Consider the following 16,623-nt stretch of genomic DNA (forward strand, 5'->3'; position numbering starts at 1 on the left):
TTTTTTTATTACTTTTAGGCTTATTTATTTAAAATGAAAACTTTAACTAAGACCACACTCCTTTTCATCTCATTGTTTTTAGTAAGCTGTATCAAATCTAAAGAAGGTTCCGATACTGACAAAAGATACCAACCCCATGAATATGTAGAACTCAAACATCCTGAATGGAGTAAAAATGCTACCATATATGAAGTTAACGTAAGACAGTTCACCCCTGAAGGTACCTTTAAAGCCTTTGAATCCCATCTACCGAGAATTAAAGCAATAGGAATCGACATCATTTGGCTTATGCCCATCAACCCTATCGGTGTTGAAAAACGCAAGGGTACGTTGGGCAGCTACTATTCGGTTAAAGATTATTATGGCATAAATCCGGAATTTGGAACCAAAGAAGATTTCAAACATTTGGTAGACAAAATCCACAGTATGGGTATGCATGTCATAATCGATTGGGTGGCTAATCATTCCTCTTGGGATAATCAATTAGCGAAAGATCATCCCGATTGGTATACTAAAACGGAAGAAGGTCATTTTCAACCCACGCCTTGGTATGATTGGGATGATGTAATTGATTTTGATTACGAAAAGCCCGGTATCAGAAAATACATGACCGAAGCCTTGGTTTACTGGGTTAAAGATTTTGATATTGACGGCTACCGTTGCGACACTGCGGGTTTTATCCCAACTGATTTTTGGGACAATGCAAGAGCCGAAATGGATGCTGTGAAGCCGGTTTTTATGCTCGCAGAATGGGAATCTCGCGACTTGCATAAAAAGGCCTTCGACATGACCTATTCTTGGACTTTATTTGACAAAATGACCGCTGTAACCCGCGACAAAAAAAGTATCGGCGGCTTGGTAGAATATATGGCGCACGACGTAAGCACCTTTCCGCGTGACGGTTACCGGATGGTGTTTACAGACAATCACGATATGAATTCCTGGAACGGCAATATGGTTGCCAATTTTGGTGACGGATTGAAAGCCTCCATGGTTTTATGCGGTACTGTTAACGGTATGCCATTAGTTTATGGCGGGCAGGAAGCCGGACTTGACCGATCACTCAAATTTTTCGATAAAGACCAAATTGACTGGAGCAAAATGCCTTATGAAGAATTGTATACAAAACTTTTTGAACTGAAACACCGCAATCGCGCTTTATGGAATGGTAATGAAGGAGGCGTTATGGTTCGTATTTTTAACGACAAACAAGAACAAGTTATCTCATTTTCAAGAGCCAAAGAAAAAGATAAAATCATTTCAATAATCAATTACAGTGACAAACCGGCCACTGTAAAACTAAACGCTGAACACCAGAAAGGCAATTACACCGAATGGTTTTCCGGAGCACCAATAACGTTAAAAGGAGATGACACTTTACAATTAAAACCATGGCAATATATGGTATTAGTGAAATAAAAAAAGTCCCGATAAATCGGGACTTTTTTTATAAATCTTTGAAATTATTTCAATAAGAAGTTAGCTCCGAAGTTGATACTGGTACGACTGTTGGTTACTGCAGAGTAATCATTCTGTTTAAAAATATCATCTACACCACCTTGTCCGTCAAATTCGAAAAACAATTTCACTTTATCAGAAACCGGAATTTTAACACCGATACCAAGTGTCAAACCAAAATCATTTGTATTGAAAGCTTTTTTAACATCAGTCCCGAAACGGGTTTCTTCAGCACTAAGCAAAAAACCCATATAAGGACCAAACTGTAAATACCAGTTTCTGTCATTTCCAAAATGCCAATTGGCCATAATCGGGATTGTTAAATAATTTAATCTGTAGTCAGTATTGTATTGAAAACCGGTTTGTGAATCTTCAATAAAACCGTTGTCCCAACCTTTTTGATCGTAAATCAACTTTCCTTTGATACTCCATGCTCTGGAAAAATAATAATCTGCTGATCCACCGAAGTTGAATCCTGACTTTGAATCTGATGTTTCTCTGGAATTCGAAACACTCGAACTGTTGTATCCAATATTCAACCCGAATTCAACATCGCCTTTTTTCTGAGCGGAAGATATCGTAGTTATTCCTAAAGCTAAAATGATTGTAAAAATTGTTTTTCTCATGATGATTTCTTTTTTATAAATTCAAATTTAATTTAAATTTCTTTTAAAACTTCTATCAGATAATCTATTTCTTCTTTGGTATTCTCATGACTGAACGAAATACGCAGGCTTGGCTTCTTCAAATCGGCTTCCGAAAGCATCTCTGCCAAAACATGAGAAGGCTTTATGCTCCCGCTTTGACAGGCACTTCCGCGTGACACTGCAATGCCTTTCATATCAAGATTGAACAATATCATCGCTGTTTTAGCCTCCGAAAAAGGCAACAATACATTTAAGATATTGTATAACGTATTCTCACCGTTAACTGTCACTTCCGGAAAAGCTTCCTGTAATTTTTGGAGACAATACATCTTCAATTCGGTTATGTAAATTCTCTCTTCATGCAACTGTTCATAAGACAGTTCCAGTGCTTTTGCCATACCGGCTATCTGATGAACTGCTTCGGTTCCCGCTCGCCAGCCTTTTTCCTGCTCACCACCAAACAACATGGGTTGCAATACTACATTTTTACGAACAAAAGCAAACCCTATTCCTTTAGGACCGTGAAATTTGTGTGCGCTCGCTACCAGAAAATCGATTGGCAGTTCCTGTAAATTCAACTCTGTTTTACCTACAGACTGCACGGTATCACAATGAAAAAAGGCATCATATTGGTGACACAGCTCTCCTATTTGAGCAATATCATGTACAACACCCGTTTCGTTATTAACATGCATTAACGAAACCAATGTTTTTCTTTCACTCGGAAATAATGCCTTGAATTGATTGTAATCCAAACTACCGTCCGGGAGTACATTTACTTCAACTATTTCAATGCCAAACTCTTGCTGCAATGCCTTTACGGTATACAACGTTGCATGGTGTTCAGTTTTGGAAGTAATGATTCTTCTTACTCCAAAATCTTTGACTGCGCTTCTTAAAATCCAATTGGTTGCTTCCGTGGCACTCGAAGTAAAGAGGATTTCCTGCGCCGTACAATGTAAATATTTAGCAATGGTTTTCCTGGCTGTTTCAATTATCGCTTTAGCACTTCTCCCAACACTATGTGTGGACGATGGATTACCATATTCCGTTTGCATCACTTTAACCATTTCGTCAATAACCTCCTGACGAATTGACGTAGTAGCTGCATTATCAAGGTAAACTTTTTTCATGTTGCAAATATAAAAAGGACATGTCCTAATTAAATGATAAAAGATAATTTTAATAGTATAAAAAACTTATTTTTGCTAAAAAATTTAGCATCCGAATGAAACGCATTTTAAGCCTCCTGATTTTACTTTTTATCTTCAATGCCTGTGATGACGGCAATTTAACTGTTGATGTCATTGATTTTTCCGAAGGAAGTATTCTAAAATGCGGAGATAAAGATGTTTTGTATAAAGTTAAAGACAATGAGATGCTTTATCTCGAAATTTCTTCTTCTGTCTTTACCAACAACCCTACACCAACGGGAGAACCTCTTGAAATTCCTATAGGTAACGGTGTTCATGTGGTTTACCGAAAATACAGTGCCAATGTGAGTCAGGACAATCTTTGTCCAACCGTTCCCAGTGCCACGCCGGCATTAAGCGAGCAGTGGGAAGCCACATCCGGAACCCTACAAATAACAGTATCGGCAGTTTATGGCGCTCCTAATGCAACAACCAATCAAACTAAAATTATCGGTTACAAATATTATATTGTTTTCAAGAACACGACCTTCCTAAAACCCGACGGCACCACGCAATTGTATGGCGATGGAAACGGTGTTTTTGTTTTCGGGAATTATACCGTAAATGTTACGCCACTTGCATTGGGCTTTGATGAGCAGGCTCAAAAAAGCACTTGTGATAACCGAATCTTTAATTTCAACAGTAGTGAGGCCTTTATTTTGGATGTAGCTGATTATGCTACTTTATTTGCTAATGAAGTAACTACTACTCCACGTACAGCACTTCTTGACAGCACTCATAAGTTAACCTACCGTTTGTATTCCGGTGTGATAAATGACCAGTTTTTGTGTACCACCCCAACCCCTACAACTTCAATACTATCACAAGAATGGAATGGTGTAGATGGCGTGGATAATATTAGTGGAATTATTGAAGTAAGCACTACAACCTTAGGTACTGATTTTCAACACACCATAGTTTTAAAGAATGTGACTATGAAAAAGGGAAACAGTACATTTTACTTAGGAGACACTTACACTTTCGGAAGTTTCATAACCACTCCATAATTCATTATTACTTATGCCTACCGACTTTGTCAGCTATCAAAAATCAGGATACTTTTCTAAATTGATTGTCGATTATTTAGATCAGAAACCTGAGTTGAAAAAGTTTTACAATCGATTTCCTTCTTTGGAAAATTTCAAGGCACAAATAGATGAAAAACGGAATAATTTTCCGTTATCAAACAGAACTGTTTTAGTGGAAGCTTTGAAACTGCAATATCAAAATTTTGTCCTTACTGAAGCTACTTCCCAAAATATTTCAAAATTATCAGACCCTCAAACATTTACGGTCACCACGGGACATCAACTGAATTTGTTTACCGGACCGCTTTATTTTTTGTATAAAATAGTTTCGGTTATCAAGCTGTGTCAGGATTTAAAACAAACCTATCCGGAACATCATTTTGTGCCTGTTTACTGGATGGCTACAGAGGATCATGATTTTGAAGAAATTAACTATTTCCATTTTAAAAATGTAAAAATAAAATGGGACCGTACCAGTCAAGGTCCGGTTGGTAGACTAACCAACGAAGGATTGTCCGAAGTTTTAGACGTTTTTACCGAAGAATTAGGTCTCGGTGAAAACGCCGCTCATTTAAGAAGTTTGTTTGAAGAAGCTTATCTGAATCACAACACCTTAGCTGATGCCACCCGTTATTTGGTGAATGAGCTATTTGGCGCAAAAGGATTGGTTATTCTGGACGGGGATGATGTTTCTTTGAAAAAAATAATGATTCCTTACATTCAAAAAGAATTGACGGAACAAAAGTCTTTTCAAAAAGTTACAGCAACCAATGCAGCTCTTGAAAAAGAGTATACGATACAGGTTAATCCGAGAGAAATCAACCTTTTTTATATTGAGGATAATCTGAGAGAGCGTCTTATTTTTGAAGACCAGCAATACAAAGTGAATCATACTGATTTGGCTTTCTCAGAAAAAGAAATTCTTGATTTATTGGAGCAAAACCCAGAGAAATTCAGCCCTAATGTTATTCTAAGACCTTTATATCAAGAAGTTATTCTTCCCAACCTTTGTTATATCGGCGGTGGCGGTGAGTTGGCTTATTGGTTGCAATTACGTTCCAATTTTGAAGCAAATCAAATTACATTTCCCATATTGCTTTTGCGCAATTCTGTCCTTTTAGCCACTGATAAACAAGTTCAGAAAGCAGACAAACTGAATCTCAGCTGGCAGGAACTATTCCGTAATCAACAGGAATTATACAATAAGAAAGCCATTGAATTTTCTCAAATCAATTTGGATTTCAGCACACAAAAAGAATTCTTGAAGCAACAATTTGATAAGCTGACTGCCATAGCACAACAAACGGATAAATCTTTTGTTGGAGCTGTAAAAGCACAAGAAGCCAAACAAATTAAAGGTTTGGAGAATTTGGAAAAACGATTTCTAAAAGCAGAAAAGAGAGTTCATGCCGAGAAATTAGAGCGTATTCTTCTATTGCAAAATGAGCTTTTCCCTAACCAATCATTACAAGAACGGAAGGCCAATTTTTCGACATTTTATTTAGAACACAACGGCTCTTTTTTGGAACAATTGTTTGCCGAATTACAGCCTTTGAATCAACATTTTACGATAATTACCCTCTAAAACAAGTTTTCAACACGAAAACGTTTTCGTTTGGGCAGACTAAAAAATGTTAAAAAAACATTCCTTACTTTTATAATTAATACCATTAACCGCATCCTTTAATTATTAATTATGAAAAGAAAACTACTTTTTTTACTCTTATCTTTTTTAGCGTTTCATACTAATGCACAAACCGTTTCCATGATTGGAACAGCGCTTTCGGGTTGGACCACCGACATCACAATGAACAGTACTGATGGCATTACTTACACCCTGAACAATTATACTTTCACCACTGGTGAAGCAAAGTTTAGACAAAACGGTGCTTGGGATGTAAACTGGGGGGCTCCGTTTTTTCCGGTGGGAAGCGCTACATTGGGTGGACCCAATATAGCTGTGACCGGTGGAACCTATAATGTTGTATTTAATAAAAATACAGGAGCCTATAGTTTTAGTAATGCAGCTTATCCTACCATAAATATGGTGGGTGATGCTCTTAACGGATGGAATAATGATGTAACTATGAGTACTCTTGATGGAGTTAATTATATACTCAATGACTACACTTTCGTTACCGGTGAAGCAAAATTCAGGCAAGGCTCTACTTGGGATACCAATTGGGGAGCTGTTAATTTTCCTAACGGTAACGCCGTTCACGATGGTCCTAATATTCAGGTAACCGGAGGGACCTATGATGTTTTGTTTAACCGAAATACCGGTGATTATAGCTTTACAAATCCGTCTTATCCTGTAATTAGTATTATTGGTACGGCCCTTAACGGATGGGATACTGATATAGAAATGTTTACTGATGATGGTATTAATTACACGCTCAACGGATATACTTTTACTGCCGGAGAGGCAAAATTCAGACAAGACAGCAGTTGGACACTGAATTGGGGTACCAATGATCAAGCTACTTGTTTTCCAAACGGAACCGGAGTCAATGCTGCTCAAAACATCGTCATTCCCAGCGGAACTTACAATGTTAGTTTCAACAGAATATCAGGATTATACAGTTTTACCTATTTAGCTATAGGCTTAATCGGTTCTGCAACATCCGGCAGTTGGTTTACTGATACTTTCATGAATACAACAGATGGTATTGAATATACCCTATCAAACATTTCACTGATGGCCGGAGAAGTAAAGTTTCGTCAAAATTCGGATTGGACGATGAATTGGGGAAGCAACGACACCCCTAACTCATTTCCGTCGGGAACGGCTATTTATAATTCCTCAAACAATATTGCCGTTATAGCAGACGGTTTTTATGACGTCACTTTCAATCGAAATACTTTGGCTTATTCATTCAATCAATTATTGGGAACAGCTCATTTTGATTCTTCCGAATTTACAGTTTTCCCAAATCCTTCCTCAAATCGATGGACAATAACAACACCAGATGCAGCAATAGAATCAATTGCCCTATATGATGTTACCGGAAAACAATTAGGGATTATCAAATCAAATGAAAAAAGTGTAAGTATTGATGCTATTGGACTGAGTAAAGGTATTTATTTTGTTAAAATTACAACAGCGAGCAAAATCCTAACTACCAAATTGATAAAAGAATAAACTTTTATAAGGCTATCATTAAAAAAATCCTGTTCAAGTATTGGGCAGGATTTTTTATTTCACAAAATAAGGTCTATTTTTGCACCCAATTTTAAAATAAAACAAACAAAAATGGCAACGAATAGAACATTTACTATGATTAAGCCTGATGCTGTTGAAAACGGACACATCGGTGGGATTTTAAATATGATTACTGAAGGAGGTTTCAGAATTGTAGCAATGAAATTAACACAATTGACTGTAGCTGACGCTCAAAAATTTTATGCAGTGCACTCTGCCAGACCATTCTTTGGTGAATTAGTTGAATTCATGACAAGAGGTCCGATTGTTGCAGCTATCTTGGAAAAAGACAATGCAGTGGAAGATTTCAGAACTTTAATTGGAGCTACAAACCCTGCGGAAGCAGCTGAAGGAACTATCCGTAAAAAATATGCTACTTCTATTGGAGAGAATGCCGTTCACGGTTCTGACTCTGATGAGAATGCTGCTATTGAAGGTGCTTTCCACTTTGCAGGAAGAGAGCAATTCTAAGAGTTTGCTTGGGTTTTACCCGGTGTTCAACCCTTTATAAATATATTAAATCCCATTTCATCGGAAATGGGATTTTTTATTGTCGGCATTAACGCTTTTATAAACTTTTTATTCTAAATTTACCATCCCCCTAATACTGTTATCCATGAATGAAGAGTACAATATTCCGTACGAAACCTACAATACGGAGCTTTTTTTTGATCTTTCGGCTGATTTATTATTCATTGCCGGTTTTGACGGTTACTTCAGAAAAGTGAATCCTGCTGCCTGCCAATTGCTTGAATATTCTATTGAAGAATTATTGGCCGAACCGATTAATCATTTTATTCATGAAGAAGATCGGGAGATTACTTCACAAATGCGTGCCAATATCAGAGCCGGAAAACCTTTATTGAATTTTGAAAATCGTTATGTAACCAAAAGTGGTGCTATTGTTTGGTTATCATGGACTTCTATGCCTTTGGGGGAATTGGAACTGGTTTATGCTATTGCCAAGAATGTCACTCATCTCAAAAAACTGGAAGAAGAGCGCAACGCTCTTTTGACCAATCTTCAGAAAATCAATAAGGATTTAAAAAAACTTACCTACACGGCTTCTCATGATATGCGATCGCCAGTGAATAATTTGCTTACGGTTTACAGTTTGCTGGACACATCTAAGATTGTAGATGAAGAAACCAGCGAATATATTGCCATGTTGAAAAAAGCTACCGAAGGACTCAAAGAAACCTTGGACAATTATGTAGACAACATCAGTCATAATGAAAGTTTGGTTATACAGTCTGAATCACTGTCGTTTGAAAAATCACTGGAATCGGTAACCGGTTCCATTCAGTCACTCATTAAAGATTCTAAAACGTCTTTGATTTATGACTTTTCTTTGGCAGAAACCGTCCAATTCAACAAAGCCTATCTGGACAGTATTTTCCTGAACTTAATTACCAACGCCATCAAGTATGCTAATCCGGAACATCCTCCGGTGATTACCATTACCTCTCAAAAAAACACCGATACCACCCAGTTGATTTTTACAGATAACGGTCGGGGTTTTGACATCCTGAAAGTAAAGGATAAAATATTCGGGCTGAATCAAACCTTTCATAATCATGAAGACAGCAAGGGTATCGGACTTTATTTAGTATACCATCATGTTCAGGATATGGGCGGCTATATTGATGTCGTAAGCCAAACCGGGTTGGGTACCACTTTTACCATTCATTTCAAAAATTAAATGTATTTGGTTTCGCAGCGTCTGCGCTTGGGGGCACGTTAAAACCCCATGGGAAAACGATTTCACCCCATTGCAGGATGATTTCACCCCACTGCAGAATGGTTTTACCCCTCTGGAAAATGATTCCACCCCATTGAAGTATGGGTTTACCCCAAAGAAGCATGGGATTACCCCACAGAAGTATGGGTTTACCCCAAAGAAGCATGGGATTACCCCACAGAAGTATGGGTTTACCCCAAAGAAGCATGGGATTACCCCAAAGAAGTATGGGTTTATCCCATAGCAAAATGATTTCACCCCATTGCAGAAAGGATTCACCCTGTGTGGAAGCCAGAGATTTGCTGTACTCTAACACTCCTGAGAGACGAAAACAATAAGCCTGACGTATTTGTGATGGATTATTGCAGTAAAAAGTGTATTGTGTGAATGGCGATGCTACTTGTTAATTTTTTAATAAAAATAAGTTTAGTAACCTAAAAATTTCTTTTTTTCGCAGCATCAATTAATAACAAAAATCAATCATCATGAAAAAACAATTACTTGCTATTTTATTCGTAGCAGTTTCCGGCATCGCTGTAGCACAAACTACGCCGGAGAAAACCAACAACTACCCAGAATTTACGGTGAACGGAAAACTAGGATTTGCCCGTTTGAAATCAACCGGAAATGCCCCGCTTAACGGAAACATTAACGGAAGTGACGTTATGGTTGCTTTTAAATTGGGCCGAAAGTTTGATATCGCTACCGGTGTCGGTTATTTTGAATTCAACGGGAATACGACCGTTGCCGGCAACAGTGCCAGCCTCAAAAACTCTTATCTCCGTATTCCTTTGCAGTTCAGTGGGGATTTCAATTTGTTTAAAAATGAAAAACCGGAAAATGACAAGCTATTCTTTACCGTTGGTGTAGGCGTATATGCCAATACCTTATTGAAACAGGAATTAGAAACCGCTCTTGACAGAACCAGTACCAAAAACATGGGCTGGAATTTTGGTCTGTCCAGTCAGGTTGGGCTTAAATTTATCCTGAGTGATGCCTTTAACATAGGCATTGGATTGGAAAGCCAAAGCGACTTCAGCAAAATGAAAAAAGACGGTGCCGAACAAAAAATAGAACAGTTTAATGGTTTGTACTTTAAACTGGGACTTAAGTTTTAATACCAACAGCCTTTTACTTAAACAAAAAAGCCCCGATGTATCGGGGCTTTTTTAATTATTGTAAACCGGCTAAACTCTGCTCAATGGTAGCAATTTTAGCCAAAGCATCTGCTTCTTTTTTGCGCTCGTTTTCTATTACCTGTGGTGGTGCACCGGCCACAAATTTTTCATTGGCCAATTTGCCCTGAACACTACGAAGGAAACCTTGTGTATATTTGAGCTCTTCGGTTAACTTGGCTATTTCGGCGGCGATATCAATATTGCCCGAAACCGGAATGAAATATTCGTTTGATTTTACGCGATAGGTCAAAGCGCCGTCAATCTTATCTGAAATGTATTCCAAAGACGCCAGATTTCCCAGTTTCATAATCACCGCATCAAAGTAAGTTGAGGCGTTATCATGGTTTACCACTTTTAAATCGACAGCATCTTTCATGGCAATGTTTTTGTCTTTGCGGATTGTTCTGATACCGGCAATTACTTCCATGGCAAAATCAAAATCGGCAATCAACTTCTCATTATAAGAAGCCATTTTAGGATATTCTGCAATAATCAAAGCCTGTTCAGGCGTTCTTTCTGCTATATGTTGCCAAATTTCTTCTGTCAAGAATGGCATAAAAGGATGTAACAATTTCAAATTGGCTTCCAACATTTCAATGGCTTTATTGAATGTCGTACGGTCAATTGGTTGTTGGTACCCCGGTTTAATCATTTCTAGGAACCACGAACAGAAATCGTCCCAAACCAATTTGTAAATACACATCAAAGCATCAGACAAACGGTATTTTTCAAAATGGTCTTCAATTTCCGCTAAGGTTTGCTGCAACTTGGCCTCATACCATTCGATGGCAACTTTTGAACTTTCCGGCTGGGCAATATCCGCTACTTCCCAACCTTTGATGAGACGGAAAGCATTCCATATTTTGTTGGCAAAAGCCTTACCGTTATTGCATAATTCTTCGTCAAACAAGATGTCGTTTCCGGCAGAAGCGCTCAAGAGCAACCCTACTCTTACCCCATCGGCACCAAACTTTTCAATCAGTTCGAGAGGCTCGGGAGAATTCCCTAGAGATTTAGACATTTTACGGCGTTGTTTGTCGCGTACCAATCCGGTTAAATAAACATTGGTAAATGGTTTTTTTCCGGTGTATTCATAGCCAGCAATAATCATACGTGCCACCCAGAAGAATAAGATATCCGGTCCGGTTACCAAATCATTCGTTGGGTAATAGTATTTAAAGTCTTCGTTTTCCGGATCCATGATTCCCCCGAATACGGCCATTGGCCATAACCAGGAAGAAAACCAAGTGTCTAACGCATCGGCATCCTGAGTCAAATCAGCCGCTGATAAATTTGGATTGTTTGTTTTAGCCTTAGCCAAATCCACTGCGTCGGCAATCGTTTCAGCGACCACAAAATCTTCTTTGCCGTCTCCGTAATAATAGGCCGGGATTTGTTGTCCCCACCACAATTGACGGGAGATATTCCAATCGCGAATATTTTCCAACCAATGACGGTAGGTATTGTTGAAACGTGACGGATATAATTTTACTTCTTCGGTTTCTAACACCGCTTTGATGGCCGGTTTTACCAATTCTTCCATGCTTAGGAACCATTGGTCAGACAAGCGCGGTTCAATAACGGCTTTGGTTCTTTCCGAAGTACCCACTTTGTTGATGTGGTTTTCCGTTTTAGCCAAAGCGCCAATATCTTCTAATTCGCGGGCAATTTCTTCGCGTACCACAAAACGGTCTTTGCCTTGATAGTGAAGACCAAAACTGTTCAATGTAGCATCTTCATTGAAAATATCGATAATTTCCAAATTGTGTTTTTCGCCTAATGCCTTGTCATTTACATCGTGTGCCGGAGTTACTTTAAGGCATCCGGTTCCGAATTCCCTATCCACATATTCGTCGAAAATAATAGGAATGAAACGATTACAAATAGGCACTATAGCTTGCTTTCCTTTCAAATGCGTATAGCGTTCATCATCAGGATGGATACAAATGGCGGTATCTCCCAAAATGGTTTCGGGACGTGTGGTAGCAATAGTTACAAACTCATTACTGCCAACGATTTGGTATTTTAAATGGTATAATTTCCCCTGACGTTCTTCATAGATTACTTCCTCGTCAGACAAGGTTGTTTTGGCTTCCGGATCCCAGTTGACCATACGATAACCCCGATAGATATAGCCTTTGTTATACAAATCAACGAAAGAGCGAATTACGGAGGCCGACATATCCGGGTCCATGGTGAATTTAGTGCGGTCCCAATCACATGAACAGCCTAATTGTTTCAGCTGTTCTAAGATGGTACCCCCGTATTTGTTTGTCCAATCCCAAGCATGTTTGAGGAATTCCTCACGGGTTAAATCGTTTTTGTTGATGCCTTCGCTTTTTAGTTTTGCCACAACCTTTGCTTCAGTAGCAATGGAAGCGTGGTCTGTACCCGGTACCCAGCACGCATTGAATCCTTTGAGACGCGCCCGACGAATCAATACATCCTGAATGGTATTGTTTAACATGTGTCCCATGTGCAAGACTCCTGTCACATTGGGAGGCGGAATGGTGATGGTATAAGGCGTTCTATGGTCGGGTTTGGAATGAAAATAGTTGTTTTTCATCCAGTAGTCGTACCATTTTTTTTCTACGGCGGAGGCGTTAAACTGTGCGGGAATCATATATAGATTATTAGCTTCTTAGATTATTTAGACATTATGATTACAAGTGAGCGGTACAATTCCTTTTTAGCCCCGATTGTAACGGTTGCCGTGCAAGAGTGGAAAGCGGGAAAACGGACAGCTGATAATCACCGGCTATTCGCTTCAAAAAAGGTGGTATGCTTTTTGTAATTTGATTTGCAAAAGTAATTAATAACTACTTTAGAAAAAATTAAGAATTAAATTTTTGTGTATTAATTTAAACAGAGTATTTTTACTAACCAAATAACACATTTGACCTATGAAAAAAGTTTTACTTATTACGATCATCCTTTTAAACACCGTGGTTTTTGCACAGAAGGGTGCCAAGATTGAGTTTAAGGACAAGGACAATACAATAGACTATGGGACGGTAAACAAGGAAGATGATGACGGTGTCAGAGTTTTTGTGTTTACCAACACAGGAGACGAACCGCTTGTGATTACCAATGTGCAATCGACTTGTGGATGTACAGTACCTTCCAAACCTACAGAGCCTATAGCTCCGGGAAAAACGGGTCAGATTTCGGTTAAATACAATATGCACACCGGCCCTATCCGAAAAACAATTACAGTAGAAAGTAATGCTGTAAACGTAGAGGAAGGCAGAATAGCGTTGAAAATAAAAGGAGAGGTCATTGAAAAACCGGTAGTAAATTTGCTGGAGAAAAAGAAAACCAGTCCGATGATGCAATAAAAAAAGCCCCGAATTTCGGGGCTTTTTTTTATAGTATGCTTTTGAGTTGGAACTTGAAATTCATGGGAACCGTATTGCGTTCGATTTCCATTTGAATGGTCTTTCCTTCTTCGGATTTGAGTAAATCATTTATTTTCTCGATGGTCATTTCCTGAGTAGTATGTCCATTGATTTTGAGGATGCGGTCTCCTTTTTTGAGCCCGCATTTTTCAGCAGTAGAACCCTCTCGCACATTAGCAATTTTGAAAATCGGTTTTAACTCAAAACGGATTTGAAGTTTGTTTTGGATTCGTTCTTGATCCGCGTCTTTATAAATTTTTATTCCGTTGGTTTCCTCTGTTAATTTGGTCCATTCCAATCCGGCATGTTCCACCTCTATTCCACTCATATTAATATTAAAGGGATCATCTACTTTGGCATTGGATTTTGTAAACATCAGATTGTTTTGGTAATCAAAAACAACCGTAAACCGTGACAGCACCTCTCCTCCTATGGAGCCAATTCTGTCGGGAACGAAATTGACATTTTGGATTGACGTTGAATCGGGAAAAGTTGTAATCGCATTATGGAATGTAGTGTAACCAAAACTAAAACTATCGATACGCCCCCGAAGCCCAAATATCTCGCCGCTGAATCCCCTTCCTAAAAAGTCTTTTATCGTTTTTTCAGGTTTGACAAAGGTTTTTGTTTTGTTCAGGAAAATCCAAAGGGCATCACTGTTTCCTGTATCAAGCAGTAGTTTAGCTTGTGCTACTTTATCATATTGCTCTATTTTAGAAATATAATACGGTTTGTTTTCTTCCACATATATAGTGTTTCGGGAGAAGTTTCTTTGGAGCTTTTTATCTATCTTCTCATTATCGTTAGCATAGACGATTATTTTTTTTCTCTCATAGTTAATTTCGACTTTATGGTTTTTGAAGAAATGATACCCTATGATTCCGTTTACCGGAATACCAACATGTGATGAAAAATTAAATTCCTGATCCAATACCAGGTAGATTTCATGTTCATTATCTGTAAAACCATTGACCTCCATTTTATTTTTGGAAGATTTATAGGCCTCAATCGCATCCTGACCGCCCAGTCCTTTCAGCATTAATTTTTCAATATGGAAAAACTGTATTTGCTCCTTATCGTCCAAGCTGAAAAGAATTGTTTCTTCCACTCCGGTGTCTAACAAAAATGTCAGCTCTTCTCCATTTACTTTGATGGGGATAAAAATTAAATTATTAATGAACTTGAAGGGGATAACAATCTTTTTCTTGTGATTAACAATCTCAAAGTTTGATTGACCAAAAGCTGTAGTAATTGAGAATACTATAAAACAGAAGACAAATGGTATCCGCATCTCATATGATTTTGGATAAATTTAGTAAAATTATTATAGAAAAAATAATTTTCAACGCTTTATAAAGTAGCCACAGGAATTGTTTGGAAGCTAAAAAAGTCGCAAATTTGCACCTCAAACTAAATCATCATGCCAAAAATATCTTTAAAAGGGCAACAAATGCCCGAATCACCCATCAGAAAATTGGTTCCTTATGCCGAAATTGCTAAAAAGAAAGGACATAAAGTATACCATTTGAATATTGGTCAACCCGATATTAAAACACCTGATGTGGCATTAAACGCTGTGAAAAACGCCGACATTAAAGTATTAGAATACAGCCACTCGGCCGGTTTTGAAAGTTACAGAACCAAGCTCTCTGCGTATTACAAATCACACGGGTTACCTATAGATGTTGCTGATATTATCATCACCACGGGGGGGTCAGAGGCTTTGTTGTTCGCTATGGGAAGTACTATGGATTCAGGCGATGAAATTATTATCCCCGAGCCGTTTTACGCCAACTATAATGGTTTCTCAACCGCATCAGGCGTAAAAGTGGTTCCTGTAATTTCTACTATAGATGAAGGCTTTGCCTTGCCTCCTATTGCTGCTTTTGAAAAGTTAATTACACCTAAAACCAAAGCGATTCTGATTTGCAATCCCGGAAACCCAACCGGTTATTTGTATTCAAAAGAAGAAATCATGCAGTTGGCTGAAATCGTAAAAAAACACGATTTATTCCTGATTGCCGATGAAGTGTACCGTGAATTTATTTATGATGCAAATGACAAACATTTCTCAGTCATGAATGTTCCCGGCTTGGAAGAGCATGCCATCATGATTGATTCGGTTTCTAAAAGATACAGTATGTGCGGGGCCCGTATCGGTTGCATCGTTTCCAAAAACAAAGAGGTCATGGCTACGGCTATGAAGTTTGCACAAGCGCGTCTGAGCCCGCCAACCTATGCGCAGATTGCCAGTGAAGCTGCTTTGGAAACACCTCAAAGTTACTTTGACGATGTGATTTCAGAATACAAAGAACGAAGAGACACTTTAATTACTGAATTACAAAAAATTGAGGGGGTCAAAGTGGCTACTCCTAAAGGAGCCTTCTATTGCATCGCCCAATTACCGGTCGAAAATGCCGATGATTTTGCCCAATGGCTTTTAGAATCTTATGATAACAATGGCGAAACCGTAATGGTAGCACCGGCTGCCGGTTTTTATTCTACTCCAGGTGTTGGTTTGGACGAAGTGCGCATTGCCTATGTCTTGAAAAAAGATGATTTAGTACGTTCAGTAGCCATTTTAAAAGATGCTTTGAAAGTTTACAATCAAAAATAAAATAGTAAGACTTACCCAATAAAACGCTCCATCCATGGGGCGTTTTTTGTTTTTGGCAGCAGCACTCCCTGCAACGGTTCACGCTCCCTCCCGCTATCCGCGCTACACGCCTGCCTGCCGACAGGCAGGGTAGCCGGCTCCTATCGGGGCTATATAGACGT

13 protein-coding genes are annotated in these 16,623 nt (G+C 38.6%); 9 read left to right on the plus strand and 4 right to left on the minus strand.

Annotated elements, in window-relative coordinates:
• Positions 1–33 precede the first annotated feature (33 nt).
• On the plus strand, positions 34–1,419 hold the full coding sequence (locus ACSVH6_RS06460) for an alpha-amylase family glycosyl hydrolase (protein ID WP_438076705.1): 1,386 nt from the start codon (positions 34–36) through the stop codon (positions 1,417–1,419).
• Between the two features lie 44 nt (positions 1,420–1,463).
• On the opposite strand, the gene ACSVH6_RS06465 is transcribed toward ACSVH6_RS06460, so the two are convergent.
• Both ACSVH6_RS06465 and ACSVH6_RS06470 read right to left on the minus strand, forming a co-directional pair.
• Positions 1,464–2,084, minus strand: a complete 621-nt coding sequence (locus tag ACSVH6_RS06465; protein ID WP_438076707.1) for a porin family protein — start codon at positions 2,082–2,084, stop codon at positions 1,464–1,466.
• Between the two features lie 32 nt (positions 2,085–2,116).
• The gene (locus ACSVH6_RS06470) at positions 2,117–3,238 is read right to left on the minus strand and encodes a cysteine desulfurase family protein (protein WP_438076709.1); all 1,122 of its coding nucleotides are present in this window, start codon (positions 3,236–3,238) and stop codon (positions 2,117–2,119) included.
• 95 nt (positions 3,239–3,333) lie between these two features.
• Between ACSVH6_RS06470 and ACSVH6_RS06475 the strand changes: the two genes are divergently transcribed.
• From ACSVH6_RS06475 to ACSVH6_RS06500, 6 genes are all read left to right on the plus strand, one after another.
• Positions 3,334–4,305: a hypothetical protein gene (locus ACSVH6_RS06475; RefSeq protein ID WP_438076711.1), complete on the plus strand. Its 972-nt coding sequence runs from the start codon at positions 3,334–3,336 to the stop codon at positions 4,303–4,305.
• 13 nt (positions 4,306–4,318) lie between these two features.
• Positions 4,319–5,911: a bacillithiol biosynthesis cysteine-adding enzyme BshC gene (bshC, locus tag ACSVH6_RS06480; RefSeq protein ID WP_438076713.1), complete on the plus strand. Its 1,593-nt coding sequence runs from the start codon at positions 4,319–4,321 to the stop codon at positions 5,909–5,911.
• 111 nt (positions 5,912–6,022) lie between these two features.
• Complete coding sequence (locus ACSVH6_RS06485) at positions 6,023–7,468, plus strand: T9SS type A sorting domain-containing protein (RefSeq protein ID WP_438076715.1); 1,446 nt, start codon at positions 6,023–6,025, stop codon at positions 7,466–7,468.
• Between the two features lie 111 nt (positions 7,469–7,579).
• The gene (locus ACSVH6_RS06490) at positions 7,580–7,999 is read left to right on the plus strand and encodes a nucleoside-diphosphate kinase (RefSeq protein ID WP_171223171.1); all 420 of its coding nucleotides are present in this window, start codon (positions 7,580–7,582) and stop codon (positions 7,997–7,999) included.
• 145 nt (positions 8,000–8,144) lie between these two features.
• The gene (locus ACSVH6_RS06495; RefSeq protein WP_438076717.1) at positions 8,145–9,230 is read left to right on the plus strand and encodes a sensor histidine kinase; all 1,086 of its coding nucleotides are present in this window, start codon (positions 8,145–8,147) and stop codon (positions 9,228–9,230) included.
• Positions 9,231–9,754: 524 nt separating this feature from the next.
• Positions 9,755–10,387 (plus strand): hypothetical protein, encoded by a 633-nt coding sequence (locus tag ACSVH6_RS06500; RefSeq protein ID WP_438076718.1) that lies wholly within the window; start codon positions 9,755–9,757, stop codon positions 10,385–10,387.
• Positions 10,388–10,442: 55 nt separating this feature from the next.
• Here the strand turns inward: ACSVH6_RS06500 and ACSVH6_RS06505 are convergent, their stop codons facing one another.
• Positions 10,443–13,070: a valine--tRNA ligase gene (locus tag ACSVH6_RS06505; protein ID WP_438076719.1), complete on the minus strand. Its 2,628-nt coding sequence runs from the start codon at positions 13,068–13,070 to the stop codon at positions 10,443–10,445.
• A 280-nt stretch (positions 13,071–13,350) separates the two neighbouring features.
• On the opposite strand from ACSVH6_RS06505, the gene ACSVH6_RS06510 reads away from it, so the two are divergent.
• A complete protein-coding gene (locus tag ACSVH6_RS06510) occupies positions 13,351–13,785 on the plus strand; it encodes a DUF1573 domain-containing protein (RefSeq protein WP_438076721.1) in 435 nt (144 codons plus the stop codon).
• A 28-nt stretch (positions 13,786–13,813) separates the two neighbouring features.
• Here ACSVH6_RS06510 and ACSVH6_RS06515 read toward each other — a convergent pair whose 3' ends face one another.
• On the minus strand, positions 13,814–15,136 hold the full coding sequence (locus tag ACSVH6_RS06515; protein WP_438076723.1) for a PDZ domain-containing protein: 1,323 nt from the start codon (positions 15,134–15,136) through the stop codon (positions 13,814–13,816).
• 129 nt (positions 15,137–15,265) lie between these two features.
• On the opposite strand from ACSVH6_RS06515, the gene ACSVH6_RS06520 reads away from it, so the two are divergent.
• Positions 15,266–16,462: a pyridoxal phosphate-dependent aminotransferase gene (locus ACSVH6_RS06520; protein ID WP_438076725.1), complete on the plus strand. Its 1,197-nt coding sequence runs from the start codon at positions 15,266–15,268 to the stop codon at positions 16,460–16,462.
• Positions 16,463–16,623 lie beyond the last annotated feature (161 nt).

The organism is Flavobacterium sp. XGLA_31 (assembly GCF_051547105.1).
GTDB lineage: Bacteria > Bacteroidota > Bacteroidia > Flavobacteriales > Flavobacteriaceae > Flavobacterium.